The following is a 26,015-nucleotide window of genomic DNA, read 5'->3' on the forward strand; positions in this document are numbered from 1 at the left end:
CAGTTTAGCATTTTCTGAATTGTTGCAGGAAATCGCTATTGTCAGAGGTCGACAACGATAGGCAACTGCGTTGGGCGATAATCTTCGTCGCACGTTGAGGCGTTTACGAACTTCATTCCGAACTCTTCGTGAGTTCCATAGCCACAATGGATATGGCCGAATACGTGCAGCTTTAACCGACCGTGTTCGGCAATTTCCGCAACACGTCGTTTCAGTTCCTCGCAGCCGGTATTCTCAATTCCCCATTGCCTTGGAACTTCGTCCAGAATTCCCATTGGCGGGCCGTGTGTTATTAGAATGTCGATGTCGTCGGGTATCAACTTCCATTTTTCAGCCAATTCGCCTCCGCGGTTCAGGTTGAACGCCCAGTCAAAAAAGCGCGGCTGCCAAGGACTGCCATAAACCTTTAGGCCTTTGACCTTAGTTATTGAATCCTCTAAATAGATTACGCCGCGGCTGAGAAGCTTTTTGGAGGCAAGCTCGTCGCGTTCGAAGAGCCAGTCATGGTTACCTGCAACGAATATCTTACGTTCGTGAGGGAGGTTCGAGAACCAGTCGATGAATGCATCGACCTCGGCCTCCGTGCCGTTCACGGTCGCATCACCGGCGTGAATGATCAGATCACCGTCCGGGACGGCGATCGCCTCGTTGCAGTTGTGCGTATCCGAAACGCAGACGATCCTCATCTATAAACGGTCGAGACAAACTTCCCACTCATGAATTCATCGGGTTCGAGTTGGCTCTGCAGGATCACACCGCGGTATTTGTCGGTCAGTAACATCATTGCCGATTCGCAAAGCGGAGCCGCGGTTGTCGTTTGTATAGCCCGCAGGTGCTTGCCATTGATCACGATCGGCTCGACGAAATACGCTTTCTCGAGCATTCTCCGCCTTTCGCCGGCATCGAAACCATCAACGGAAGCATGTAGAACGACAAGATCATCCTCGACTGACGGAATAGCCTGCAGCATCAGATCCTGCAGCCGGTCGGGGAGGCTCTCATTTTTCGGCAATGTTTCGACGATAGATTCGACCCAATCGTAATGACCCGGATAACGAAGAGTTTTGTAATCTAGTTCGCGAGCCTTGCCTGCAAAGAAATCAGGCAGGTCGGCGGCTCCGCCGGATGTCAGATCTGCCTCATAATTACGCGCTCCGATGACGATCCGCTCGCGAGAAGAAAGGGCGGGCCGTTCGGCGATCTTAAAATCACGGATCACACGCGAGTCTTTGACATATTCTGTCGCAACGCCGATCGGCGACCATGTAAATCCGTAATAGTGCGGCTCGTGAGCGTGGGCGGTCAGTGCCCCGACCTTCATCGCGACCCGCTCGACCATTTCATTTTCGTGTTTTGCAACAAATTCGCGGTAAAGTGCCATCGCCTGAACGTTGATGAACCCCGGCGCAAGACCGGTCTGAAGCACGAATCCGGTTCCGGCGTCCTTGGCGAGTTCCATTATCGCTTCGGTTTCGGCGACATACTCGGTGAGATTCGCGTAGTGCATTTTGAATTCCCGTGCATATCCGGCCATCCGCGGCGCCTGGCCGCCGGGAGAACAGTCAAGCAAGACGTCAGAACGAACGAACGCGGCCTTTAATTCCTCGCTTTCGCCTGTTTTCGGCATGATCACCGTTTCGACCGCGGTAGATCTCGATGAACCGTCGAGAACAAATTCCCTTGCCCTCTGAAGACTGTTTTCGCTTATGTCGCCAAGGATTATGGTCGTATCAAAATCGCACCACTCCCGCAGTAAAAGTGCAGCAGCTTCGCCGATCCCGCCCGAGCCGGCGATAAATATTGTTTTGGTCATAAAGGACAAGGTTTTACGTGTAGAACGTGAGAAAACTCCATTTTATAACGCAGAAGCCGACATTGCTAATCGGCAATGTCGGCTTTATTCTTGGATTTGGAAGCCTAGTTATTCGATATTGAAATACTTCGCCTCGCGATGATGAATGATGATCGCAGACGTCGATTGTTCCGGGTCAAGCATGAATTCGTCTGTAAGCGAGACGCCGATCCGTTCCGGCTGTAACAGCTCGAACAGTTTTGTCTGATCCTCGATATTTGGACACGCCGGATAGCCAAAACTGTAGCGCGAGCCCTGATACCCTTGATGAAACAACTTCGCAAGTTCAGGAGAATCGTCGCCGTCGATTCCTAGTTCCTCTCGTATTCGCTTGTGCCACATCTCGGCGAGTGCCTCGGCAGATTCGACCGAAAGCCCGTGAAACAAAAGGTAGTCAGTATAATTGTCCGACGCAAATAGTTTCGCCGAATGTTCGCTCGCCTTGCGGCCCATCGTTACCAGATCAAAAGCGACAACATCGATCTTGCCCGACCCGACCGGTGCGAAATAGTCCGCTAAACAGAGATTCTTGCCGCCTCGCTGTTCAACCGGCTGACGCGGAAACGTAAATCGCATTCGCTCGGTCTTTTCGTCGTCATTGTAGATCACGAGGTCATTGCCGTCTGAATTGCATGGATAATAACCATACACAAGCTTGGCCTCGAGCAGCTTTTCACGGATCGTATTTGCTTTTACCTCCGCGTATTTCGGGTAGACCGTCTCATCGAGGATCGCGGCGTATTCGGCCGCAGATTTCTTACCTTGTTTGTACTGCCACTGACCCTTGAACAAAGCCGTCTCGTTGATGAATGCAAAGACCTTTGTCAGGTCGGTGATCTCGACAACCTTCGAACCGTAAAACGGGGCCTTCGGTATTTCCAAACCGACTGACACATCTGATCGGGTCGTATGCGTCGTGTCGCCGGTCGAACGCGATGCGACGCGGGCGGCGACCGTACCGAGTTTCGCATCTTCACCGACAAGGTCCTCTGCATCAGTTACGGTCTGGACAGCCTCGCCGGACGCACTGCTTACCGCTCTTTTCGACGCCGCCTTATGATCTTCGTCCGAGGCCGTGCTTTCGATCGTCGTATCTTCAACGGCATTTGTGATCTCGTCCATTGCGTGAAGCCCGTCGAAGGCATCGCGGGCGTAATAGAGTTTCCCGTTATAAAGCGGAATAAGATCATTGTCGACATAGCGGCGATTGAGCGCAGCCCCCCCAAGGATGACCGGGACGCTGATGCCGCGTTCGTTCATGATCTCGAGGTTATCGCGCATGATCAGGGTCGATTTCACAAGCAGTCCGCTCATCCCGATCGCGTCTGCATTTGTTTCTTCCCAGGCCCGCAATATCTCGTCGACGGTCTGTTTGATGCCGAGGTTCACGACCCTGTAGCCATTATTGGTCAGGATTATATCGACAAGGTTTTTTCCGATATCGTGGACGTCGCCTTTGACCGTGGCCAGAACCATCGTCCCCTTATTGGTCGAATCGGCCTTTTCCATGAAAGGCTCGAGAAATTTCACCGCAGCTTTCATCGCCTCAGCCGACTGCAGCACAAAAGGCAGCTGCATCTGTCCGCTCCCAAACAGATCGCCGACGACCTTCATTCCATCAAGCAGCAGATCGTTGATTATGTCGAGCGGCGGATAGGTCTCCAACGCCTTCTTGAGCGAATCTTCGAGGCCTATCTTTTCGCCGTCAATGATGTGGTGTTTGAGCCTTTCTTCGATCGGCAGGTTTGTTATATCCGGTTTTATCGATTGTGCCGTTTTGCCTTCAAAGAGCTTTGTAAACTCTGTCAACGGATCGTACGTGCATACGTCGCCGTCAAACCTTCTTCGATCAAAGATCAGGTCGCGGGCCGTATCGATCTCGAGTTCGCTGAACCTCATGAGAGGCAATATCTTCGACGCATTCACGATGGCCGAGTTCATTCCGGCCTCAACGCAATGATGCAGAAAAACGGAATTGAGAACCACGCGAGCGGCAGGGCTCAGCCCGAATGATATGTTCGAAACCCCGAGAATGATGTTTGCATCAGGCATCTCCTGGCGGATCTGCCTTATTGCCTTGATCGTCTCATCAGCATTCTTGCGGTCTTCCTCGATGCCGGTCGAGATCGGCAGAGCGAGCGGGTCAAAGAAGATATCGTGGCCGGGAATCCCGTAGTCAGTTGCGTGCTTGTACGCCCGACGTGCGATCTTCAGTTTATCGCCCGCGGCACGGGCCATACCGGTCTCGTCGATTAGCCCGATCACCACGGCCGCTCCGTATTCTCGTGCAAGATCAAGCACCTTTAGGAATCTAGGTTCGCCGTCTTCGTAATTGGTCGAGTTAAGAATGCACTTTCCGCCGGCGTGTTCAAGGCCTGCTTCCATTTTTTCCCACTCGGTAGAATCCAGCATTATCGGGATCTTGACGCTCGTCACCAGACGCGAAACGAGTTCGTGCATGTCGGCAACGCCGTCACGGCCGACGAAATCAACGTTCACATCGAGGATGTGAGCTCCCTCTTTTTCCTGCGATTTCGCAAGGTTTACGAGGCCGTCCCAATCTTCGGCATCGAGAAGGTCACGCATCTTCTTCGAACCTGATGCGTTCACGCGTTCGCCAACGATCAGGAATGATGCATCCTGCGTGTATGGCTGCTGGAAATAGATAGACGACGCCGACGGTGCGAGCTTGGCGTCACGCTGTTTCGGGGAGAGTCCGCCCACACGCTCGATCACTTGACGCAGGTGTTCGGGTGAGGTGCCGCAGCAGCCGCCGACGATATTCGCCCCGAGGTCCTTTGCAAAATGCTCCACCTGTGCCGCAAAGCTCTCCGGAGTCTCATCGTAATGCTGCTTGCCGTCCTTGACCTCGGGCAGGCCGGCATTGGGCAAAACTGAAACCGGTATGGGCGAGTTATCGCAAAGATATTTGAAGCTATCGGCCATTTGCTTCGGGCCTGTGCCGCAATTCATCCCGATAACGTCGATCGGAAAGGGTTCGAGAGCGGTCAATGCTGCCCCGATCTCAGTCCCGTTCAGCATCGTGCCGAAGGTTTCGATGGTCACCTGTGCGATCACCGGAATTCGCACCTTGCGTTCTTTGAAAAGATCGAAGATCGCCGAAAGAGCTGCCTTGGTCTGCAAAAGGTCCTGACAGGTCTCGACAATAAAGACGTCGGAACCGCCGTCGTACAATCCGCGGACCTGTTCGACATAAGCCTTTTTCAGATCGCGGTAGGTGATGTGTCCAAGTGTCGGCAGCTTTGTTCCCGGCCCGATCGAGCCCGCAACGAAACGCGGTTTGCCCGGAGTCGAATAATCGCGTGCAAGCCGCTTTGCAAGCTCGGCCGCTTTTTTGTTGACGTCATATGTCTTTTCGACAATGCCAAATTCAGCGAGCACGACCTCGCTGCCGCCAAAGCTGTTGGTCTCGATGACGTCGCAGCCGACATCCAGAAAGCTGGTGTGCACCTTTTCGATCGCGTCGGGCCGCGTATAAAGCAGATTTTCGGAGCAGTTCTCGAAATTCGGCCCGCCCCAATCGTCGATGGTCAGATCCAGCGACTGCAGATTGCTGCCCATCGCGCCGTCGAAAACTACGACCCTCTCTTTCAATAGATCAAGAAAATTGTCCATACACAAAAACAAGAAGCCTCGCGAAACAGCACGAGACTTCTAAGAATACTTGGTTGTCCGGTAAGCTGTTTAGCCGTTTATTTTACGTGGCCGCAAGTCGCAATAACTCACCACGCATCGAAGCTACAAGGTTAGCCAACTGTCCCCAATAAGTCAATCAAAACCAGTGCGCAATGGCGGCCAGAGGCGACCCGATCAGGCCGTTCATTTCGCGATGAGCCAAAAAGCCCGCCTTGCTTCTAAAGAACCGAAGAAAAAACGGATTCGTTCGCCGCAATATCTGACGTAACCTGGAGCATCGGTTACCGACATTCTATCGAACTATCGAACGATTTTACCGCTTGGTGATATAGTTCAAGGCCATCGAAGCGATGTCGTCCATCGCGGAGCCGTCGCGGTCGCTGTCCAGCATACTTGACGCCATGTCGACCATCACGTTACCGGACGATTGTGGTGCGGCCTGAGCCTGTCCTCCTAAAAGTCCGCCAAGCAAACCTCCGAGACCATCTGCGCCGATTCCCTGCTGCTGCTTCTGCTGTCCGAGATATCCCATCACGAGCGGAGCGATCATCATCAGGATCTGTGCGACCTGCCCCATATTAAGGCCTGTATTGTTGCTGACCTGTTCGACCACCGGGCTTTGGTTCGTTCCAAGTATATGGCCCAGTATGCCGCCAGCATCAAGCTGCTTCGGCGTCGGTTCCGGGGTCTGGAGCTGTCCAAGGATCATACTCCCGAGCCCTCCGAGATTGTTCAAGATGCTTCCGTCATGATCTCGGCTCAACGCAGCATTCAGGCTCTCGGCTCCCTGCGGATCAGACGCATTTTTTGCCAGGCCGCCGATTATCGCAGGCAGCGCCATCTGAATCGCCGAATTTACAAGCGAATTGTCGGCTCCGACGGTCTGGCTGATCTCGTTAAGTGCCGATTCTCCCTGTTCCTGCCCAAGCAGATCCTGAAGTGAAAGCATAGTTGATCGTTCTCCCTTGAATTGAAGTTATAAGCTGTAGGATGATAGTAACAGAGTCCTCTAACCCGTAGCAAAGTTTTTCCTGTGCCAGCTTCTTTCAAACCCTTTTGGCCCAGCCCAGAAATTTGGGTCCTTTTGGCCGTGATCGGCGTTTTCATATCGGGATGTTCCGATGCCGACCGGATCATCTCGCTCCAACGCGTGTCGACCAAGATCAACCTCCAGGATAAGCTGGCCGAGCCTTTCGGAATAGCGGTCAAGGGCGATGAGATCTATTTTTCTGACGGAAATAGCGGCAATATACATCGTCTCTCACCCGCAACTGGGTTGACCGTTTACGCCGGAGGATTCGACACGCCATCTGGGATCGCGTTTGACAAGAACGGCGGATTGCTAGTGGCCGACTCGGGGTCGAATACGGTCAAGCGCATAGATCGGTCGGGAGTAGTTACGATCGTCGCGGGAATTGCAGGATCACGAGGAAACGCTGACGGTGAGGCGGCGACGGCGACTTTCAATGCTCCGATCGGCGTCGCCGTTTCGGACGATGGCCGCATTTTCGTAGCTGACACCTATAACGACCGTATTCGCATGATCGAAAACGGCGTCGTTAAGACCCTTGCCGGCAGCGTGAAAGGCTTTGCTGACGGACTTGCCGGTTCAGCGATGTTTGATACCCCACTCGGGATCGCCGTATGGCAGGACAGCAAATTGCTTGTTGCAGATTCGGGAAACCGCCGGTTGCGGGTCGTCGAACTGGATGGCCGCGTCACGACGCTCGCGGGCGATGGCAGCTACGGCCTACGGGACGGAACACTCGGCGCTGCATCGTTTGTTCAACCGACCGCCGTTGCTCTTGATCTCAGCGGTTCGATATTCATAACCGACGGAAATGCGATCCGTGCAATAGGGCTGCGTCCATTCGCGGTCGTCGAGACCATTTCGGGTGGCAGCCGCGGGTTTCGCAATTCCGTCCCGTCTGCTGCTCTCTTTAACCGGCCTTCGGGCATCGCAATTGGATCGCAAGGTCAGCTTTACATCACCGACAGCGATAATGCATTGGTCAGAGAGATCGGCGGAATTAAGGATGACTTCCAGGAAACGACATCCGGAACTGAGGAACCGCCTCGTTTCACATCATCTGAATTTCGTGCCATCGCATCCGGTCGCTGGCCGTACGAACCGCAAGACCGGCCGCGTGAGATCGCCGGAACACTCGGTGAGATACGAGGTAAGATCGTCGACGCTTCGTCGGAAGTTTGGTTTCATAACGGCCTCGATATTCCCGGCGCTTATGGTGAAACCGTCCGTTTCATTCGCAATGAAAAGGTGCTGCATCCGGCCGCGGTCGAGAATTTTGAGACTTCGCGAGAGCTTCTCCGCATGCCGACGATAGGCTATATTCACATAAGACTCGGCCGCGAAGCCTCGGGAACTCCCTTCGATGACGAACGATTTTTATTTGAAACTGTAGGTACTCGAATCATTGATATCCGGATCCCGCGAGGGACGAAATTCGCGGCGGGCGATGCGATCGGCACTCTCAATGCAATGAATCACGTTCATCTGATAGCCGGTCGCAGCGGCGCCGAAATGAACGCTATCGACGCGTTGACCCTGCCCGGCATCACGGATACGATCGCCCCGATCATCGAAGACGTAAAGCTTTACGACGAAAATTGGGACGAACTCGAAACAAAGTCCGCTGACGGGCGTATCATCATCAACGGTAAGACGCGTGTTGTTGTGCGTGCATTTGACCGAAAGGACGGTAACCCCGAACGCCGGCGACTTGCCCCTTATAAGCTGAGCTTCATGATATTCAGACCGGGCGAAGAGACAGATCGCCCGGGCGAATGGAACATCTCATTTGAGCGTATGCCGGCTCACGATGCAGTCAAATTCACTTACGCCGTCGGCAGCCGCTCAGGTGCGACCGGCGAGACCATTTTCAATTTTATCGCTTCGAACATTGTTAACGGGGAAGGCCATCGTGAAGCGTTTATCGACCCCTCAACACTGGAAAATGGCGGATACACGTTGCGCGCGTTTGCGGCCGACTTTTTCGGCAATATCGCGTCAAAGGACATTAGAATAGAGGTAAACAAATGAAGAAAGTTATTATCTGGGTGTTAATTGCTGCATTTTTGCTGTCCGGTTTAAGCGTCGCAGTATTTTCGAAGGACGCAATGGACCCGAAATCGCCGGCGATCAAGGTCGCTCCGCCAGCCCCGCGTTTCAGTGATGCCGAACGCCACGCCGAACTCGCCCGACGCAGGACTGCGGTGGCTTCGAAAATGGCAGACAACAGCATATTGATCTTGATGTCCGCCGAGCCGAAACTTTATGCGAACGACGTCGATTACGTTTATCGGCAAGAGAACAATCTTGTTTATCTGACCGGCCTTAAACAAAACGGGGCAACGCTGGTATTGCGTAAGAATGGCGGTTCCGTCTCAGAGTTTCTTTTTCTTCCGAAGCGAAATCCGCAGTACGAGACGTGGAACGGCAAGATGTATTCGAATGAGGACGCATCGAGGATCTCGGGCCTGAGGAACGTCCTGAATGCAGCCGAGCAGCCCGCGTTTTTGGAATCGCTTAGATCGCGCTCGACCTTCACCGCAAAAGAGGGCGGGTTTGAGATCGCTGGTGAACCTGCCGCGGTCTATATGCTTTTGCCGAACGGAGATCGTGACGGCAACGGCTCAAGAGAATATAGCCAGGAAAGCAGGTTCGCGGCCCAGCTTTCAGGTCAAAAGGTAGAGAATGCTCGTCGCATCTTTGACGAGCTTCGGCTGATCAAATCGCCTTATGAGATCAAGCTGATGCAGCACGCGATCAACATCTCGAATGAGGCGCATATGCGTTCAATGGCAATGGCGAGCCGGACGAAATGGGAATACGAGGTCCAGGCCGAGGTCGAGTACACCTTCCGCCGTCGAAATGCTGATTTTTGGGGCTATCCGTCGATCGTCGGCTGCGGACCGAATGCGACGACGCTGCATTATCAGATACCTGCGGGTGAGGTCCGTTCGGGCGACCTTTTGCTGATGGACGTTGGAGCTGAATTCGAGCATTATACAGCTGACATCACACGTACGTTTCCGGTAAATGGACGATTTACCAAAGAGCAGAAAGAAATATACCAGATCGTGTTCGATGCGCAGGAGGCCGTTGCGAAGGCCACAAGGCCCGGTGTCAGATTCTCGGCGCTTCAGCAAATAGCAGCTGGTGTCATCGAAGACGGCCTTTTAAAACTCGGACTGATCACAAAGAAGGACGGCAGGCAGTTCCGCGTTTGGTATATGCATGGCCTTGGCCACTGGCTCGGTATGAATGTTCACGATGTCGGCGATTACGGGACACCGCTTGCGCCCGGAATGATCTTCACCAATGAACCCGGCATCTACATCCGACCCGATACGCTCGAGTGGCTGCCTGATACGCCCGAAAATCGAGAATTCAAGACAAAGGTCGGCCCCGTTTTCGAGAAGTATAAGAGTATCGGTGTCAGGATCGAGGACGACATGCTTGTTACGGCCGATGGTGTCGAATGGATGAGCAAAGATCTGCCGCGAACGATCGCCGACATCGAGTCATTCATCGCACGGGCTTCAAAGGAGGTCGCCTATCGCCCCGGCCTTCTGGTCGATCCGAACCAACGAGTCCCGATCAGGCACACCGCGGCCGAATAAAGGCCTTCAACGGTCGACCGAGCGAACGATCGGACGGTGGTGAATGATTGACAAGACGCGCGGTCTGAAAGCAGAATTGTCGCTATTGATGCGATTCACATCTATCAGTCTGCTCTTGCTGATCACCATTGCTCCAGGTTGCACGATCGATCGTGACGGGGCGGATCGTCCAGCCTCCAATACGGCCATCCGGAGCGACAATTCAACTGCCGCAACGGCAAAGCCTGCTGATGCTCCTGCCGAGGCGGACGCTCGGGCCGCCGCCAAGATAATGGGTTCGAACGCCGAGCGCGAACTTTGCTACCAGACTGATACGGGAGACAACGTCGTCCTCAAGAGCCAGACATTCGCGATCGATTTCGAGCCGTTTAGATCGACGTGCTTCGTTACGGAGCACAATCCGGAATACGACGACCCCCCGATGGACTCTGAGATCGCGATCTACCGAAAAGGCAAGCGCTTATATGGCTTCCCAAATCAGTTCAATGGCGTCACTACGGGATGTTGGGTCGAAGCTGTCGGATTTCAGGATCTAAACTCGGACCAATTGATCGACGTGATCGTCATCGGCAAATGTTCGGCGAAATCTGCGCCCTACAACGAAAATATGGTCTACGTGAACACCGGAAAGGCCTTCACCACCAATGAAGACGCAAACACAAAAGTCTCCGAATTCACCACGGTAAAGGCCGTCGTCGGCTATGTCACGGAAAACCGCGAGATCTTCTTCAAGCAATAAATGCTGCCGATCGTAATCGTAAATCCGAAATCGGCTGCCGGTTCGACCCGTGAAAAATGGTCCGGCGTTGCATCTGACCTTCGGGCCCATTTCGGAGCATTCACCGTCGTCTTTACAAAAGCGGCCGGTGACGCGATCGAACTTGGTGAAAAATATGCCAATGCCGGGGCTGAGTTCATAATTGCCTGCGGCGGCGATGGAACTATCAACGAGGTCGCGAACGGCATTTTGCGGTCAGGGAAAGATTGCGAGCTCGGCGTCTTTCCGTCGGGCACCGGCGGCGATTTTCGACGGACGATCGGCCTGCCATCGATTCCGCGTGAGATAGCCCGATCTCTTCGTGAAGGCGAGACCAGGACGATCGATGTCGGGCGCGCATCTTTCGTCGGACACGACGGCAAGCCGAAAGAGCGTTATTTTATCAACGAGTCGAGTTTCGGCCTTGCGGCGGCGATCATCGAACGTGTTAAAGGTGCGACAAGCCTTGATTGGCTCCCGCTCGACAGTGTTCGAGGGCGGGCGAGCTTCGCACTTTCGACCCTACAGGAGGTTGCGGGACTTGATACGACAATGGTTCGGATCAAGATAGACGATGGTGATGAGGCATTTCTCCAAACCGTCAATTTCTCGATCGCAAACGCTCGCTATTTTGGCGGCGGCATGATGATCGCTCCTGACGCAAAGCTTGCTGACGGGTTTCTTGACGTTGTCAATATAGGTGACATCAACACCGCCAAGATCGTCCTTAAGGCCTACACGTTGTACATGGGAACTCACCTCGATCTTCCCGAGGTGAAAAGTAAGCTCGTCCGACGTGTGACCGCTGCTCCAATGAACGAACGGGACGAGATCCACATCGAAGTGGATGGTGAACTGCCCGGCCGTCTGCCAGCCACGTTCGAGATTGTCCCTGGTGCTCTCAGGATCAGAGTTCCGAAACGATGATCAGCTCGAAACTAAACCTTGCCTTTTTTCGTTCGATTTTGCTAACCTTTTTCAAACCAAGTTGCCGAAGCTGAACTGCAGCAGCATTTCAGCACGGGGGATCCAATCGCCTTGATATCTTTAAGGCCGGGGCGTATCTGCATCACAGAAGAAGACTTCTTCGCTTCCAGCCCGTCAGCTAACCTCGTAGGCATCACGAAGAAGGACGCTATTCGATACCTGAAGAGGTCATGAAGTGTCTGCTTCATGGCCTCTTTTTGTATCGGCAGATCCTTCGATCTAGACCGCGGAACGTAGGAGGCCGGATCGAATGAAACGAATAACAATAATTGGTGGTGGTGCAAGCGGGACTCTGCTCGCAATAAATCTACTCAAAGCGAAATACGACGGCCGGCTTGAAATAAACCTCGTCGAAAAGCGAGCGCATCTCGGCGGCGGGGTTGCATTTTCTACTGAGCAAGATGTGCATCTGCTTAATGTTCCCGCCGCAAAGATGGGAGCATTTGCAGATAACATCGAGCATTTTTTCGATTGGCTGCATGACAACGGACACGCTTACCAGCATGCCGATTTCGTGCCCCGAAGACTATTTGGCGAGTATCTTAGGGAATGCCTCCGCTCGGCTTATGAAGTTCGTGAAAAAAACATTCACCTTAATATTTACGATGACGAAGCGATAGATATTGCGTTCGACGATGGCAAAGCTCAAATTATCCTGAACTCGGGCGACATTCTTTATGCTGAAAAGGTCGTACTCGCATTCGGAAATTTTCTTCCGCCACAGCCTTCGGTCGATGACCTCGATTTCACAAGGTCGCCAAATTACCATCGCGATCCCTGGAGTCCGCTGGCACTCGATTCGATCGATCGTGTAAGTAGAGTGCTTATCATCGGAACAGGCCTTTCAATGGTCGATGTTACAATGCAGCTGCACAAACAGAAGCATCAAGGCGAGATCAATGCGATCTCTACCCGTGGCATGCTTCCCGCCGTACACAAACTCGGATTTACGTATCCGCCATTTGATCATGAGCTTGCCGGGTCTCGGCGGATCACCGACATCCTGAAGGTCGTCCGTCGTCATGCCGAAAATGCCGGGTCAGTCGGCAGCGATTGGCGTGCCGTGATCGACAGTCTACGTCCGGTCACACAGCGACTATGGCTTGAACTCCCGCTTTCTGAGAAGAAATACTTCATGCAGCATTTGAGCCGGTATTGGAATGTCGCGCGACATCGCATGCCGCCGACCGCGGCCGCCATCATCGACGAACTTCGCGGTACGGGCCAGCTTCGAATTCTCAAGGGAAGGCTTCGCAACATCGCGTTGGAGGACGAAGGCCATTTTGAGGTCACCTACGCGACGATCGGAGTAGAAGACCGGATCGAGGCTGACGTGATCGTCAATTGTATCGGGTCAGAAAGCCGCTTCGATCGGCTCGACTCGCCGCTTATTCAAAATATGATCGCGGCCGGCTGCATACGGACGGATGATCTCCGGTTCGGTCTCGACGCGACGCCGGATGGTGAGCTGCTCAACCGTTTCGGCGAAGCGAAAGGGATATTGTTCACACTGGGAACGGCTCTTAAAGGGATCTTATGGGAATCTACTGCGATCCCGGAGATACGCGTTCAGGCACGAGATCTGGCCCAACGACTGGTGGCCTGAGTTGACGTTCCGCTGATCCGACCGCGCCAACGCGACCTCGGCCGCGGCCGGATGGCCTGATTGCGAATTTCGCGATTCCTGTTATCCTAACCAGAAGTAACTTTCTCCCTGTGTTCCCTCTATGGCCGGTTCATATCTAAATCGAGTGGTCGGTTCATTCGAATCCCGCTCGGATCGTATCGCAATGCGGATCGTCGGCGACGATTCGCAAGTGTATACGTTCGGCGAGTCGCTTCGTCAGATACGATCGGTCGCCTATCGCATACGGCAGGAAGGTGTCAATTTTGGCGACCGCATCGTCGTCATCGGCGAGAATCATCCGAGCTGGGCCATCTCATATCTCGCAAGTCTCTATCACGGTGCCGTTTGCGTCCCGGTCGATCCGCACGGCGAGATCGAGACCATCACCAATTTCCTCGAGAACTCGGAAGCAAAGCTTGCCTTCATCGACACCGATCAGCGTACACGTTTTGGTCTGATCGAAGAAAAGCTCGGCCGAAAGATACCGGCGGTTGTTTGGTCGGCTAGACCAGACGCGACCGACGCTGCGGTATCGAACGGATTTCAGAGCTTCGCTGAATGGGCCTCGACCGATTTCCCTGACAGCTTTGCGCAAGAGATGCCAAAGGCAGCCGGTGACGATGTCGCGCTTCTGATCTACACGAGCGGTACGACCGGCACGCCGAAAGGTGTCCCACTGACGCACGGAAACATCGTTGCCGAACTTGACGGCATTAACGAGGTACTCAAGCTCTCGGATAAGGAAAAGATCCTAAGCCTGCTGCCGCTTTTTCATGCCTATTTGCAGATCGTCAATCTTTGGGTCGCGACCACATATGGGTGCGAGGTCGGTTATCTGAAGGAACTCTCGCCGGCCGAGCTTGGAAATGCGATGAAAGAGTTCAAGCCGACGATACTGACGACGGTCCCGCGGCTTTGGTACCTTTTCCATAAAAAGATCTTCGACGCGGTCGAGGCCAAACCGAAAGCGGTTCAAAGTCTTTTTCGGATCATGCTTGCGGCCAACGGCACATTGCGCGATACGATCGGTGTGAATGTCGGTAAACGCCTCTTTGGCCAGGTCCACGAGTCGTTTGGCGGCGAATTGCGCATCGCCATCTCGGCGGGTTCCCGATTTGACGAAGATGTAGCGATCGATTTTCATCGCCTCGGGTTCACCATCCTTCAGGGTTACGGACTTACCGAAACAAGCGGTGCGGCGACCGCCACATATGTCGACGATAATCGGATCGGTTCGGTCGGCAAGCCGATGTTCAATGCCAAGATCAGAATAGCTGACCCGGACGAGGACGGCGTCGGTGAGGTTTTGATAAAGGGCGAGATGGTATTTTCGGGCTACTACAAAAACCCCGAAGCGACGAAGGATGCCTTCACTGACGACGGTTGGTTTCGCTCGGGCGACCTTGGTCGGATAGATAAAGACGGGCATCTTTTCATAGTCGGGCGGGCCAAAGACGTTATCGTGCTCCCATCGGGCAAGAATGTTCATCCCGAGGACCTTGAGGTCCACTACCTCAAAGCCCCAGAGGTCGAAGAGCTTGCGATCATCGGTGTTGCCGACGAAAGCGAGGCTCGGGCCGGAGCCGAAAAGCTGATCGCCGTCGTAATACCCGATTTTGAATATCTTAAGCAGGCAAAGATCGCTAACTCGAAAGAGGCCGTCCGATATGCTCTCGATAACCTCGGTCGCGAACTGCCCGAATATCAACGGGTTCGTGATTACATCGTTCGCGCTGAACCGCTGCCTCGAACCGCTACCAGAAAGATCAAACGTTTTGCGCTCAAGAAAGAGATCGAAAGCGGCGTTATAGTCGAGGGGCTGCCGGAGAAAAGGTCGTGGGTCCTGTCACCGGCCGATGCCGCCCTGCTAGAATCGAACGTCGCACGAGCGATCGTCGACGTTGTCAGAAAAAACGCAAAAGACGTATCCGTTATCCATCCTCAGATGAATCTCGAGATCGATCTTGGACTTGATTCTCTTGCACGGGCCGAGGTCTTTGCAGCTCTCGAACAGGCATTTGAGGCTGAGTTTACGGCCGATGAGGCTGCATCAGCCCTGACCCTCGCGAACGTGATCGAACTCGTCGGTTCGACACCTGCCGGAAAAGCGGCGGCCGCAACCGATACTGCGATAAGCGCCGATCTGAATTGGTCAAAAATACTCAAAGAGGCTGATGACGACTTTCCCGAGGTACGTGCGGTGCTTCGAAAGCGTCCTATCTTCATCACCTTTGCATTCGTCGTTTACCGCTGCTTCAATCTGTTTTGCCGCGTTTTTATGAGGCTTGAGATCGAAGGCATCGAGAATCTCAAAAAGGTCGAGCGCCCTTATCTGATCTGTCCGAATCACCAGAGCTTCCTTGACCCGTTCGTACTTTGCTCCAACTATCCGCTATCGGTCTTTAGGAATATCTTTCATGTCGGTGCAAGCATGTTCTTTAAGAGCCGCTTCATGCAGTTTGTTGCCAAAATGCTCAATGTCGTCCCGATCGATCAGGACACGCAGCTGTTGCGGGCAATGAAAGCAGGCGCGATCGGATTAAAGAATGGAATGATCCTGAACATATATCCTGAGGGCGAACGTGCGTTCGACGGCAACCTGCACGAATTCAAAAAGGGTGCGGCCATACTTGCTACCGAGCTCGAACTGCCTATCGTTCCGGTGGCTCTCGATGGGCTACAAAACGTGTGGGCGAGACGCTCGTGGAAGATCAGGCCGGCAAAGGTGAAGATCCGGATCGGCCAGCCGTTTTACGCGTCTGACGTGCAGTCAACTGCTTCAGTCGATCAGGAAGACCATGAGAGCAAAACGGCGATCTCTGACGACGCACGATACGAGTTTGTTACCGAACATCTAAAAGCGACCATCGAACGGATGATCCAGGAAATGCGAAGTTGATTGCGCTTGTCGTAACGTCAAAAATCAGCGAAAATCATTTTTCGCGGCGACGTCCTTTGACATCGCTCCTCACCACTAACCCGGGCGAACCTCTTAACAGGAGTTTGTGACCAAACAACCGATCGAACATCAAAAAGATCATGAAACGAAATCAACCAATCTTACTGCCGCTGTTAATTCTCATATTTACGTCAGCAGCCTTCGGCCAGACATGGCAGCAACTGTTTGATCAGGGCCTCGCCGAATTCCGCGCAGAAAAATATGTCGAAGCGGCCGCGACCTTTGCGCGTGTGAACGCATTGAATGCAACGAATCATGCATCGCGATTTAATCTCGGTCTTTGCAACATGCGGTTAAAGCGATATTCGGAAGCGATCACCGCGTTCAATGAGGCAGTAAGGATAAAGCCTGATTACACTTTGGCGTGGATCCAGCTCGGAAATGCGCTTGATTACAATAACCGCTATCCCGAAGCTCTTGTCGCCTATCAGAAAGCCTTATCGATCGAACCGAACAATTCGCAAGCTTATTTCGAGATCGGTGTCGCTCACTATGCGGCCAAGAAATATGCTGAGGCCGAAACGGCATACAGAACATCGATTCGGCTGAAGGCGGATTACGCTCCGGCACAAGAAAATCTGGGAAAATCACTTGATATGCTCGATAAGATCGAGGCCGCGGTGCCGTATTACCAGGAAGCCGTCCGGCTCGATCCTAAAATGTCGCATTCACATCGCCGGATCGGCGATTTTCTGGTAAGACAAAAGCGGTTCCCGGAAGCGATCGAATCGTTTCGTAAATGTCTGGCTTTGACGCCGCGAAACGCCGATGCGTACCTTGGCCTTGGCAACGCATATTACAATGACAAGAAATATGCCGAAGCTGCGCCAAACTACCGCGAAGCAGTTGCGATAAGTCCGAAATGGGTTTTGGCAAATGTATACCTTGGCGATTCGCTTCGATTGCTGAAACAGTATTCCGATGCTGAGAAAGCTTACCTGAAGGCTCTCGAACTCGAACCGCGTCACGCCGATGCGATCTATTGGCTTGGGATGCTTCAGGTCGTCGCAGGTAAGAAAGAGGCCGCAAGGGTATATTACGATAGACTGAAACCCATCAATGCTGAAAGGGCAGCGCGTCTGCTCCAATTCATCGAACCATGACCTTCGACGACGATTATGAGAAACGAATGGCCGCCCGACAAAAGGCGGCCTTCTTTTTTTCGTTTTATCGTACTCATTCCACCGCACTCGTCTTTGGCCAAGAGTTCTGTTAGATTTCAATTAAATCCTAGATCTTTCTTCTGAACATTTATGCCAAATACGTCAATTTTATTCGGAGTTATTCTGCTATTGGTCGGCATCGCCGGTTACATTCACGGCATCTCGACTGAAAAGGCCAGTCTCACGGCATTGATCCCGGCAGCCTTTGGTTTGCTGCTGGTCATTTTCGGAGCGGTATCGAAGGCGAAAGAAAGCTTGACCAAGCATATGATGCACGCCGCAGCAGCGGTCGCGTTTCTTGGCGTCATCGCAACTTCAGGTCGTCTGATCCCGCGGCTCGGCGAACTCACGCTCTCGGCAGCCGTACTGTCGCAGGTAGCGATGTTCGTAGTCTGTCTAGCTTTCGTACTTTTGGCGGTAAGATCGTTTGCTCAAGCTCGTAAGAACCGATAACGGGCAGATCAAATATGGCGGTCGAATGATATTTCTACCTCGAGGCCGCCGTCGGTATTTCGAGCCTTGATCGTTCCTTTATGGACCCTTACGGCTTGCTCAGCGATCGCCAATCCAAGCCCGATACCGCCGCTTCCGCGGTCGCGGGCCTCGCTTACACGGTAAAAAGGCCGAAAGAGATTGGCAAGTTCGTCTTCGGGAACTCCGCCGCCGTGGTCCCTGACCGTCACGACCGCCTTGCCGTTTTCGGCTCTTAAGGTTACTTCGACGGTCGTATTTTCTTTTGTGTATCTGACGGCGTTGCGAAGCACGTTCTCGATCGCGCTCTGGACCAACGTCTCGCCCCCTCGCATTCGGCATTCATCTGCACGTATGATGCGGACGGATCGGCCCTTTGCAGCCGCTTCGAAGTCAGCGTCAGCTGCGACCTGCTCGACGAGTTTCTTTAGATTCAGCTCTGACTTTTCAAAATCTTGCGAACCGGTCTCAAGTTTCGAAAGGGTCAGGAGCCTAGAGATCATTTCGTTAAGCCGGTTAGATTCTGTTTCGATTCGTTCGAGGTTTGGTGCTGTCTCGGCGTTGCTTTTCTGCTTGGCTATCTCGAGCGCAACATTCATTCGGGCGAGCGGCGAACGCAGTTCATGCGAAATGTCGCGAGACAGCCGCTTCTGCGAAGTTATAAGTGATTCGATCCTCTCAGCCATCACGTCAAAGTCCTTGGCGAGTGCCGAAATCTCGTCGCCTCGTTTCCCGACCTCCCCGGCAACGCGTGCACTGAGTTCGCCGCCCGCGAGACGCTGTGTCGCCTTTCGAAGCTTCTCGATCGGTTTTGACATGTATCGGGCAAGCGCCCAGCAAAGCAGGAGTGCCGTCAAGAGCAAAGCCGCATAGCGGAGATACCGCAGCGGCGACTCACCAAAAAACGGCGTTATCCTAGGCCTTTCCCAGCGAACGATCAGAACGTAACGGTCACCGTTCGCGAACCTCAACTGCCTTGCTGTAAGTGCCGTTTCCGGCTGGTTCAGTTCGAACTCGACCGCATTGCTTGCCAGCGATCGTGCTATCAGGTCGCGATAGTTCTCTGCATTCACCCCTTCGGAAAGATATAGTTTGCCGTTTTCGCCGATAAGGTCCACTTCGCCGATGGTCTCGGCTTCGCGGATCCGTGAAAGGAATTCATTGAGTCCCGACTCGCCCTGATTGGCGTGGATCTGGGCCGCGGTGGCGGCATAGATATTTGTCTGATTTCTGACCGAGATCCGCCATCGGCTTACGACCGGTTCTGTCTGGACGGTCCAATTTAGAAGCAGCATCACGCCGACCATCAGCGCCAATGCGGCGAGAAACCACAAAAAGATCTTTACGAACAGATTCATACGATAGTGTAGATGTAACCGACGGACCTGACGGTTTTTATCCTTTCAGTGCCATCGGCCCGAGCCCCCAGCTTTTTGCGAAGGTTGCTGATATGCATATCAAGACTGCGGTCGTATGGCGAAAGTTCGCGTTCAAGGACGGTCTCGCTAAGTTCGTCCTTTTTAACGACGTTTCCGGCTTCCCGAAGCAGCGCAGCAAGAAGGTCGAATTCGACCGAGGTAACAGCGACCGGAACGCCGCCGACCTTTACCGATCGTGACGACGCCGAAAGTTCAAGATCATCGACGACTATCTTTTCTGGCGTATGACCTTCTGCTTCATCGACGGTTGACCGCCTCAATATTGCCCGCAAACGGGCAACAAGCTCCCTTGGATTGAAGGGCTTTGGCAAATAGTCATCCGCTCCGATCTCGAGTCCTACTATCCGCTCCATGTCGTCGCCCCGCGCGGTCAGCATAATGACCGGCAGTTTCGACGTTTGACGAAGCTCGCGGAGCACCTCGAAACCGTTCATCTTGGGCAGCATCACATCCAGGATCGCTAGGTCATATTCGCCGGTCTTCGCCTTGGCTAGCCCCGACTCTCCGTCGTGAACCGCACTTGTCTCAAAACCCTCGACCGTAAGGTACTCAGACACCAGCTCACACAGCTCGTCGTCGTCGTCGATTATCAAGACCTTGTTCATACGAAACTGAATTCTACGTCAAATGTCGCTGCTATGCATTTGGTTTTACAAATCTTTACGTTACTTCACAAAATAGCCACAGTCGGGGGCCTCGCGATCTCGTCTAAGTGTTGGTTCGTCAAAATGACGAAAAAGATTACAAACGGTAAAGGAGAACGAAAGTGAAAAAGGGTTACATAGCAATGATACTGGTCGCGGTTCTTGGGCTCGGCGCAGTTTTCGCGGTCGCACAAAGGGCGGGGCATAATTCGGAGGGCGGCAAAGGCCGTCATTTTGGCGGACACAAGGCCGGCAAGCACGGCATCGGCATGGCACTTCGCGGACTCGACCTGACGGACGAGCAGAAAGCAAAGGTCAAGGAATTGACGGATGCACACAAAGCCACTGTCGAGCCGATCAAGGCGGCGGTCAAGGAGTCACGCATAAAAATGAACGCGGCTACGGCGAACGGTGCGTTTGACGAAGCTCAGGTTTCGGCGATCGCAACGGAGCAGGCCGGACTAATGGCCAAACTCGTCGTTGAAAAGGAGCGTCTCAAGGCACAGGTTCACACCTTGCTCACCGACGATCAAAAGGCCGAGCTCGCTGAAAGGAAAGCCAAAATGGAGGAGCGGATGAAAGATCGGCAGCAACGCAAAGCCGAAAAAGCCGGCGAATAGCGATCCGGTTCAGAACGAGCAGGGGAAGAAAAGCCCGACGCCTGTTAAGGCATCGGGCCTTTTTGCGTGAAGACCCATTGCGTTCTTCGTGGCCACGATCAGGCGGATCCGAAATTTTCGACCATACGTCCGCCGATGATCACAAATCGTATATGACCATCCTCATCCCATCCGAACAGATCAGCCCTTTTTCCGACGCCGATCGCACCTCTATTATCAAACTTGAGCAGCCGTGCTGGATTTGCTGAGGCCATTTGCGCGATCTCGGACGCAGAAAACCCATATGCCACGAGGTTGCGCATGGCATCAAGCATAGTTATCACCGAACCTGCGATACTTCCCCGCTCATTTCGAGTCCTGCCGCCTTCGACGATCACCTTTTCGCTCCACAATGCATATGTGCCGTCGCCTAAGCCGGTCGGAGCGATCGAATCGCTAATGAGCAGAACCTTTTCAGGCGATTTTGCACGAAGTGCGAACTCGAGCATTGTCGGAACCACATGAATCCCGTCGGCGATAATATCGAACGTCACATCAGGGCTCGTCAATGCCCATCCCGCAACGCCGGTTTCGCGATGATGGATACCGGTCATGGCATTGAAGAAATGTGTTACGTGCGATGAGCCGGCACGACGAGCCGCATCGAGCGTCGTCACATCGGCATGCGTATGTCCGATCGAGCCGATCCATCCCTGACGATCCAGCTCCTTCGCCAATTCGATGCCGCCTTCGATCTCAGGAGCAAAGGTCATCATGTGAGCGCCTTTCTTGAGCCTTGGAAGTTCGTCGAGCTCGCTACCGGTGAACTTCTTGAAATATTCGGGCCGCAACGCACCGCACATCTTTTCGTTTGCGAAGACCCCTTCATAATGCACGCCGACGGCTTGAGCGACCGGCAAATCACGCTGTCTTTCGATCGCTCCATCGATAGCGGCTATCGCCTGCCGATAGTTCTCGGCGGTGTCCGGAACAAGCGTTGGCATCCATGCCGTCACGCCGTTCCCGGCGAGGAATTTTCCGATCTCCAGCAAACCTTCGGTGTCCGCCGCATTCACGTCTATTCCGACCGCGCCGTGATTATGTACGTCGATAAAGCCCGGAAAGACCGTCAGGCCGTTACAGTCGATAACGATATCGTACTGGTGCAACGCCTTTTCGATCGTGGCTTCTGCGATCAAACCATCTTTGATCCCGATGGTCCGTGACTGTTTCGGATCTGGTTCGCCCGCGCAAAGTGCATTCAATAGACAGATCGATCTCATCGTTTAGAATCTTATCAAAGAAAAAAGCCCGCGTCCTTGAATGAACGCGGGCGATAGGTTGAAAGCCGAGCCTCGATCAGAAGTTGAACTTCAGACCGAACTGCATCGTACGCGGATCGCGAACCGATATCACCTGGCCGAATGCGGCACTCGTAACATTGGTTTGCAGACCGCGGAAGTTTGACTGATTGAACACGTTGAAGGCCTCGGCCCTGAACTGCAATCGGAATCGCTCTCCGAAACGCAGATTCTTGACCGCCGTGATGTCGAAACGCGTTGTCGGCGGCCCTTCGATATTACCGCGAGCGGTATTACCGACGACGTTAGGCACGGGCGTAAATACGCCGGTGACAAGCGGCGGATTCGTAGTGAAACAACTAGTGTTGAACCACTGCTGCGGTGTCCGTCCGCCGCCCGAATTCGGATCGCACAGCAGGTTCGGCCGGGCCGCAGGGTTCGTGTTCACAATGCCAAGTCCGGCCGCATCATACAGCGAGGTTGTTGCCGTAAACGGGATGCCCGTATTGTATGTGACTATTCCTGACAACTGCCAACCGCCGAGCACCTTACCAACAAACCCTTCCTGCTTGCTGAAGAAAGGAACCTCGTACGAATAGTTGATCGAGAGAATATGTCGCCGATCGAATGCGGCCAACTGATATTCGCTTCGGATGTCGTACGCATTTTGCGGTGACGTTGATCGGTCGTTGATGCTCGTCGTAAGGTTCTTTGACCACGTGTAATTCGCATTTATGAACGAACCCCCGGCAAACGACTGCTGTGCCGAGACCTGCAGGCTGTGGTAGTTCGAGTCATACCGCGGCTCGACCATAGCGATCGAACGGTAACCGCGATAAGGCCGAAGCTGATCGAGTATTAAAACATCGGTGAAGGCGGTCGCACCAACGACGTTCGTGTTTCCTTGCAGAGCCGTCGTGGCCGAATTGCGGAAAGCGTATCCGGGCTGTTGGCAGGCAACAAGCGTGAAGGGAGCGGCCTGGCCGACATAATTGTTGCCCGGCGCGCATTGCGATGCGAGGGCCTGGCCCACGGGCAAGCTGTTCTTTTCGGTCAGGCCCTGAAGGTGGGTACCTTTCGAACCGTAGTAGCCGATCGTGACAAGCGTCCGACGCGTCAGCTGCTGCTGCCAATCGAGTGACCAATGCTGCATGTAGGGTGTGTTCCAGTCAGACTGAACCGCACGCAGACTCGGCGTTACGAGCGATATCGCCGCGGCTGCATTCGCCGCCGGATTATTGAGGCTCGTGTTCGAAGCGGTCGCATTCAACTGGTACGGAGGATTGACACCGATATTCTGCAGGAACGTACCATTAAGGACCTGCTCATGATAGATGCCATAACCGGTTCGGATCGAGGTCATGCCTTTGCCGAATGGATCCCATGCAATTCCGAATCGCGGAGCAAAGTCGGTCTTAGAGACCTTGATGACGTGTTCGCCCCATGGCGAGACCGTCGGCGTGCAGTTGTTCGCTGCTGTTTGGTAGTTCTGCGAATTGACGATTATTCCGCCGCAGAAATTACGTGCAGGGTTCACAACTCGGCTGCCCGCACCGGTAACATCCGGTGAATTCGCACGGTTGAAGAGCTCCGGAACGAAGTTTGAAAGTCGTCCGTTCTCGTCTCGCGGCGACCCGAAGAAAGAGTATCGGACACCGATCGAAAGAGTCAGATTTCGCCGCAAGCGCCATTCGTCCTGGGCATACCATTCGAGAGCTTTCTGCCGGAGATCGGCGGTATAGTCGAAGCTCGCCTGTGTGAACGTCGATACGTTGCCTACGAGGAAATTTGCCCACCGCTGCAGATTTTGCGCGACCCCAGTGGTCAATGCGTTGGTCAAAACGCCCCCGCCAGGCAAAGGATAGTTTTGCGGGAATGTCTGGCCGGTAACAAGCGTCGCCGGAAACGCACTGAAATTCCCCTCGTTGTTGCCCGCAAGAGCGTTCTCGTTCTTTCTGTAGAGTGAATATACGGCGCCGAACTTCATCGTGTGCGAACCGACCAGATAGGTCAGACCGCCAGTGAAGTTGTGCTTATAGGAGAAGTTGTCATATGGGCCAAAGCTCGTCAGGCCCGTAAAACCGTTACCGGTGATGGTCGGTATGCGGTCTCGCTCGTTCACGAATGGGAGCGTTACCGGAACCTGCGTGTTCTGGAGCGATAGCAACCCGACATTGTTGCTGAGGATCGCGCCGTATCCATAATTGTAACGGCCCTCGATTATCAGCTGAGGGCTGACCGCATAGGTCGTCTGAAACGTGTGTGTCTTGCCGGGCGAGTTGGTCGATGTCGTCGAAACGCCGGGCAAACTCGATCCTGACGAAAAGAGTGCATTACCGTCGAGCGTCGGGATCTTGTCCTGCTGGTAGCGGTAATACATCGACCATTTGTCATTTACGCTGTGGTCGATCTTAAAAAGCTCCTGACGAAAATCGGCTTCGTTAGCGATCTGTGTCGTGAGTCCGAACGGATTGCCGACGGTCCTGTTGTTCGGCAGCGGCAATTGCCGATAGATGCCGTTCAAGTAGGCCAAAGCCGCCGGATTTATCATGTTCGCCGGTATCGGCGTGTTCGCCGGAAGAATGTTGGCGCCTGTGCACGTCTCGGAGAGATAAGTGCGGTTAATGCAGACCGGTATCGGGAAGATGCCGTCGCGAAGCAGAGCGTCGGGGACGCTCGTCGTTACCGCAGAAGTAAAACGCCGGTCGCGACGCTGTTCAGCCGAGAAAAAGAAGAATGTACGGTCCCATTTGCGGAACATGCCGCCGTCATCCTCACCAAAATTGAAGAAATAGACAGGGCCGCCGATCGTTCCGCCATAATTGTAGTACCTGAACGGTGCTCGTTTGGCCTTACCATTTTCGTCTCGTCCGAAAGGCGGTGTGCCTGTGATGCTGTTCGTCAAAAAGTTGTTGGCATTGAAAGCCTCGTTACGAGCAAAGATGAAGGCACTTCCACTAAAGTCCTTGCCGCCGGAACGCGTGACAACGTTGATCTGGCCGCCGCCGCTGCGTCCGGATTCAGCCGGATAAAGCGATCGCAGAATGCGAAACTCGCCGATCGAATCAACGCTCGGATAGGCCTGAATGGTGATATTCGAACCGCGGTCGGTCACGTCAGCACCATCTACCGTGAAGGTATTTTGGCTCGAACGAGCTCCGTTGACCGAGATGTTGACGGTGTTCGCCTGGCCGTCTGGATTGGTCGTACCGACGTATACCTGATCGGCAAGATCGTTCGAAACGCCTGGTGCGAGAGTGATCAACTGGACCCAGTTTCGGTTGTTGATCGGGATCTCGCGAACCTGATCGCCGGTGATCACGGTGCCGCTCGCAGGCGAAGTCGTATCGACGGTAAACGCATCAGCCTGGACCGTCACGACCTCGTCGATGTTGCCGGCCTCGAGGGTGACGTCTACGCTCCTGCGTTGACCGACGTCGACCTTGATATCGGTTTGGATCGCTTTTTTGAAATTCGGCGATTCGACCGTGACCGAATATGTACTGATCGGGAGATTCGGTGCTGAGAACTCACCACTGCTGTTGGTGACCGCACTTCGGATCGTAATATTGTTCTTTGATGGGTCCGTGATCGTGACCGTCGCTCCGGCAACAACTGCGCCTGAAGCATCGCGAACCGTTCCGACTATCGAACCCGTGATCTCTTGAGCGCTTACTTCGCTGCCCATGAAAACCACGAATGAAAGAACGAACAGGATCGAACCCAAAATTTTGTTGTTCATAGCCTTCCTTCCTCTTTGCATATTTGGAAAATCGAGATTGCGAACCATAAGAATTCTTTACGTTTTTGGAAGTTTATCCAAATTTTCGTTATCGTTACGAGCGAACGAATCCGGCATCAATTCCGAAAGTTGTTGATAACAAAAGGTTTGTTACAAAAACGTGAAGCATCGGA

The 26,015-nt window shown here is 53.6% G+C and carries 17 protein-coding genes; 9 read left to right on the plus strand and 8 right to left on the minus strand.

The window, feature by feature from the left end; genetic code table 11:
- Nucleotides 1–41 precede the first annotated feature (41 nt).
- The 4 genes from IPM28_00540 to IPM28_00555 all read right to left on the minus strand — a co-directional run bounded on the left by IPM28_00540 (nucleotide 42) and on the right by IPM28_00555 (nucleotide 6,458).
- Nucleotides 42–686: a metallophosphatase domain-containing protein gene (locus IPM28_00540; protein ID MBK9171485.1), complete on the minus strand. Its 645-nt coding sequence runs from the start codon at nucleotides 684–686 to the stop codon at nucleotides 42–44.
- Nucleotides 683–1,813: a saccharopine dehydrogenase NADP-binding domain-containing protein gene (locus IPM28_00545; protein ID MBK9171486.1), complete on the minus strand. Its 1,131-nt coding sequence runs from the start codon at nucleotides 1,811–1,813 to the stop codon at nucleotides 683–685. Before IPM28_00545 ends, IPM28_00540 begins: the two co-directional genes overlap by 4 nt.
- Nucleotides 1,814–1,921: 108 nt before the next feature.
- Nucleotides 1,922–5,488: a methionine synthase gene (gene metH, locus IPM28_00550; protein ID MBK9171487.1), complete on the minus strand. Its 3,567-nt coding sequence runs from the start codon at nucleotides 5,486–5,488 to the stop codon at nucleotides 1,922–1,924.
- 334 nt (nucleotides 5,489–5,822) lie between these two features.
- Nucleotides 5,823–6,458: a DUF937 domain-containing protein gene (locus tag IPM28_00555; protein ID MBK9171488.1), complete on the minus strand. Its 636-nt coding sequence runs from the start codon at nucleotides 6,456–6,458 to the stop codon at nucleotides 5,823–5,825.
- Nucleotides 6,459–6,542: 84 nt separating this feature from the next.
- Here IPM28_00555 and IPM28_00560 point away from each other — a divergent pair, with 84 nt between their 5' ends.
- The 8 genes from IPM28_00560 (at nucleotide 6,543) to IPM28_00595 (ending at nucleotide 18,099) form a co-directional block, all read left to right on the plus strand.
- Complete coding sequence (locus IPM28_00560) at nucleotides 6,543–8,570, plus strand: SMP-30/gluconolactonase/LRE family protein (protein ID MBK9171489.1); 2,028 nt, start codon at nucleotides 6,543–6,545, stop codon at nucleotides 8,568–8,570.
- On the plus strand, nucleotides 8,567–10,153 hold the full coding sequence (locus IPM28_00565) for an aminopeptidase P family protein (protein ID MBK9171490.1): 1,587 nt from the start codon (nucleotides 8,567–8,569) through the stop codon (nucleotides 10,151–10,153). The genes IPM28_00560 and IPM28_00565 overlap by 4 nt, the downstream gene beginning before the upstream one ends.
- A gap of 43 nt (nucleotides 10,154–10,196) precedes the next feature.
- Nucleotides 10,197–10,892 (plus strand): hypothetical protein, encoded by a 696-nt coding sequence (locus IPM28_00570; protein MBK9171491.1) that lies wholly within the window; start codon nucleotides 10,197–10,199, stop codon nucleotides 10,890–10,892.
- Nucleotides 10,893–11,837, plus strand: a complete 945-nt coding sequence (locus IPM28_00575; protein ID MBK9171492.1) for a diacylglycerol kinase family lipid kinase — start codon at nucleotides 10,893–10,895, stop codon at nucleotides 11,835–11,837.
- Between the two features lie 310 nt (nucleotides 11,838–12,147).
- Nucleotides 12,148–13,503 carry an FAD/NAD(P)-binding protein gene (locus IPM28_00580; GenBank protein MBK9171493.1) on the plus strand — a complete coding sequence of 452 codons (1,356 nt, stop codon included), beginning with the start codon at nucleotides 12,148–12,150 and terminating at the stop codon, nucleotides 13,501–13,503.
- Between the two features lie 121 nt (nucleotides 13,504–13,624).
- The gene (locus IPM28_00585) at nucleotides 13,625–16,423 is read left to right on the plus strand and encodes an AMP-binding protein (protein ID MBK9171494.1); all 2,799 of its coding nucleotides are present in this window, start codon (nucleotides 13,625–13,627) and stop codon (nucleotides 16,421–16,423) included.
- Nucleotides 16,424–16,563: 140 nt separating this feature from the next.
- Complete coding sequence (locus IPM28_00590) at nucleotides 16,564–17,586, plus strand: tetratricopeptide repeat protein (protein MBK9171495.1); 1,023 nt, start codon at nucleotides 16,564–16,566, stop codon at nucleotides 17,584–17,586.
- 150 nt (nucleotides 17,587–17,736) lie between these two features.
- Nucleotides 17,737–18,099 (plus strand): hypothetical protein, encoded by a 363-nt coding sequence (locus tag IPM28_00595; GenBank protein ID MBK9171496.1) that lies wholly within the window; start codon nucleotides 17,737–17,739, stop codon nucleotides 18,097–18,099.
- A gap of 8 nt (nucleotides 18,100–18,107) precedes the next feature.
- On the opposite strand, the gene IPM28_00600 is transcribed toward IPM28_00595, so the two are convergent.
- Together IPM28_00600 and IPM28_00605 are read right to left on the minus strand one after the other, a co-directional pair.
- Nucleotides 18,108–19,475 carry a HAMP domain-containing protein gene (locus IPM28_00600; protein ID MBK9171497.1) on the minus strand — a complete coding sequence of 456 codons (1,368 nt, stop codon included), beginning with the start codon at nucleotides 19,473–19,475 and terminating at the stop codon, nucleotides 18,108–18,110.
- The gene (locus IPM28_00605) at nucleotides 19,472–20,161 is read right to left on the minus strand and encodes a response regulator transcription factor (GenBank protein MBK9171498.1); all 690 of its coding nucleotides are present in this window, start codon (nucleotides 20,159–20,161) and stop codon (nucleotides 19,472–19,474) included. The genes IPM28_00600 and IPM28_00605 overlap by 4 nt, the downstream gene beginning before the upstream one ends.
- Nucleotides 20,162–20,322: 161 nt before the next feature.
- Here IPM28_00605 and IPM28_00610 point away from each other — a divergent pair, with 161 nt between their 5' ends.
- Nucleotides 20,323–20,820, plus strand: coding sequence for a Spy/CpxP family protein refolding chaperone (locus tag IPM28_00610; GenBank protein MBK9171499.1), 498 nt, complete (start codon nucleotides 20,323–20,325; stop codon nucleotides 20,818–20,820).
- 98 nt (nucleotides 20,821–20,918) lie between these two features.
- Here the strand turns inward: IPM28_00610 and nagA are convergent, their stop codons facing one another.
- Nucleotides 20,919–22,082 (minus strand): N-acetylglucosamine-6-phosphate deacetylase, encoded by a 1,164-nt coding sequence (gene nagA / locus IPM28_00615; GenBank protein ID MBK9171500.1) that lies wholly within the window; start codon nucleotides 22,080–22,082, stop codon nucleotides 20,919–20,921.
- A 76-nt stretch (nucleotides 22,083–22,158) separates the two neighbouring features.
- On the minus strand, nucleotides 22,159–25,842 hold the full coding sequence (locus tag IPM28_00620; protein MBK9171501.1) for a carboxypeptidase regulatory-like domain-containing protein: 3,684 nt from the start codon (nucleotides 25,840–25,842) through the stop codon (nucleotides 22,159–22,161).
- Between the last annotated feature and the right edge of the window lie 173 nt (nucleotides 25,843–26,015).

This window comes from Chloracidobacterium sp. (genome assembly GCA_016716305.1).
Lineage (GTDB): Bacteria > Acidobacteriota > Blastocatellia > Pyrinomonadales > Pyrinomonadaceae > OLB17.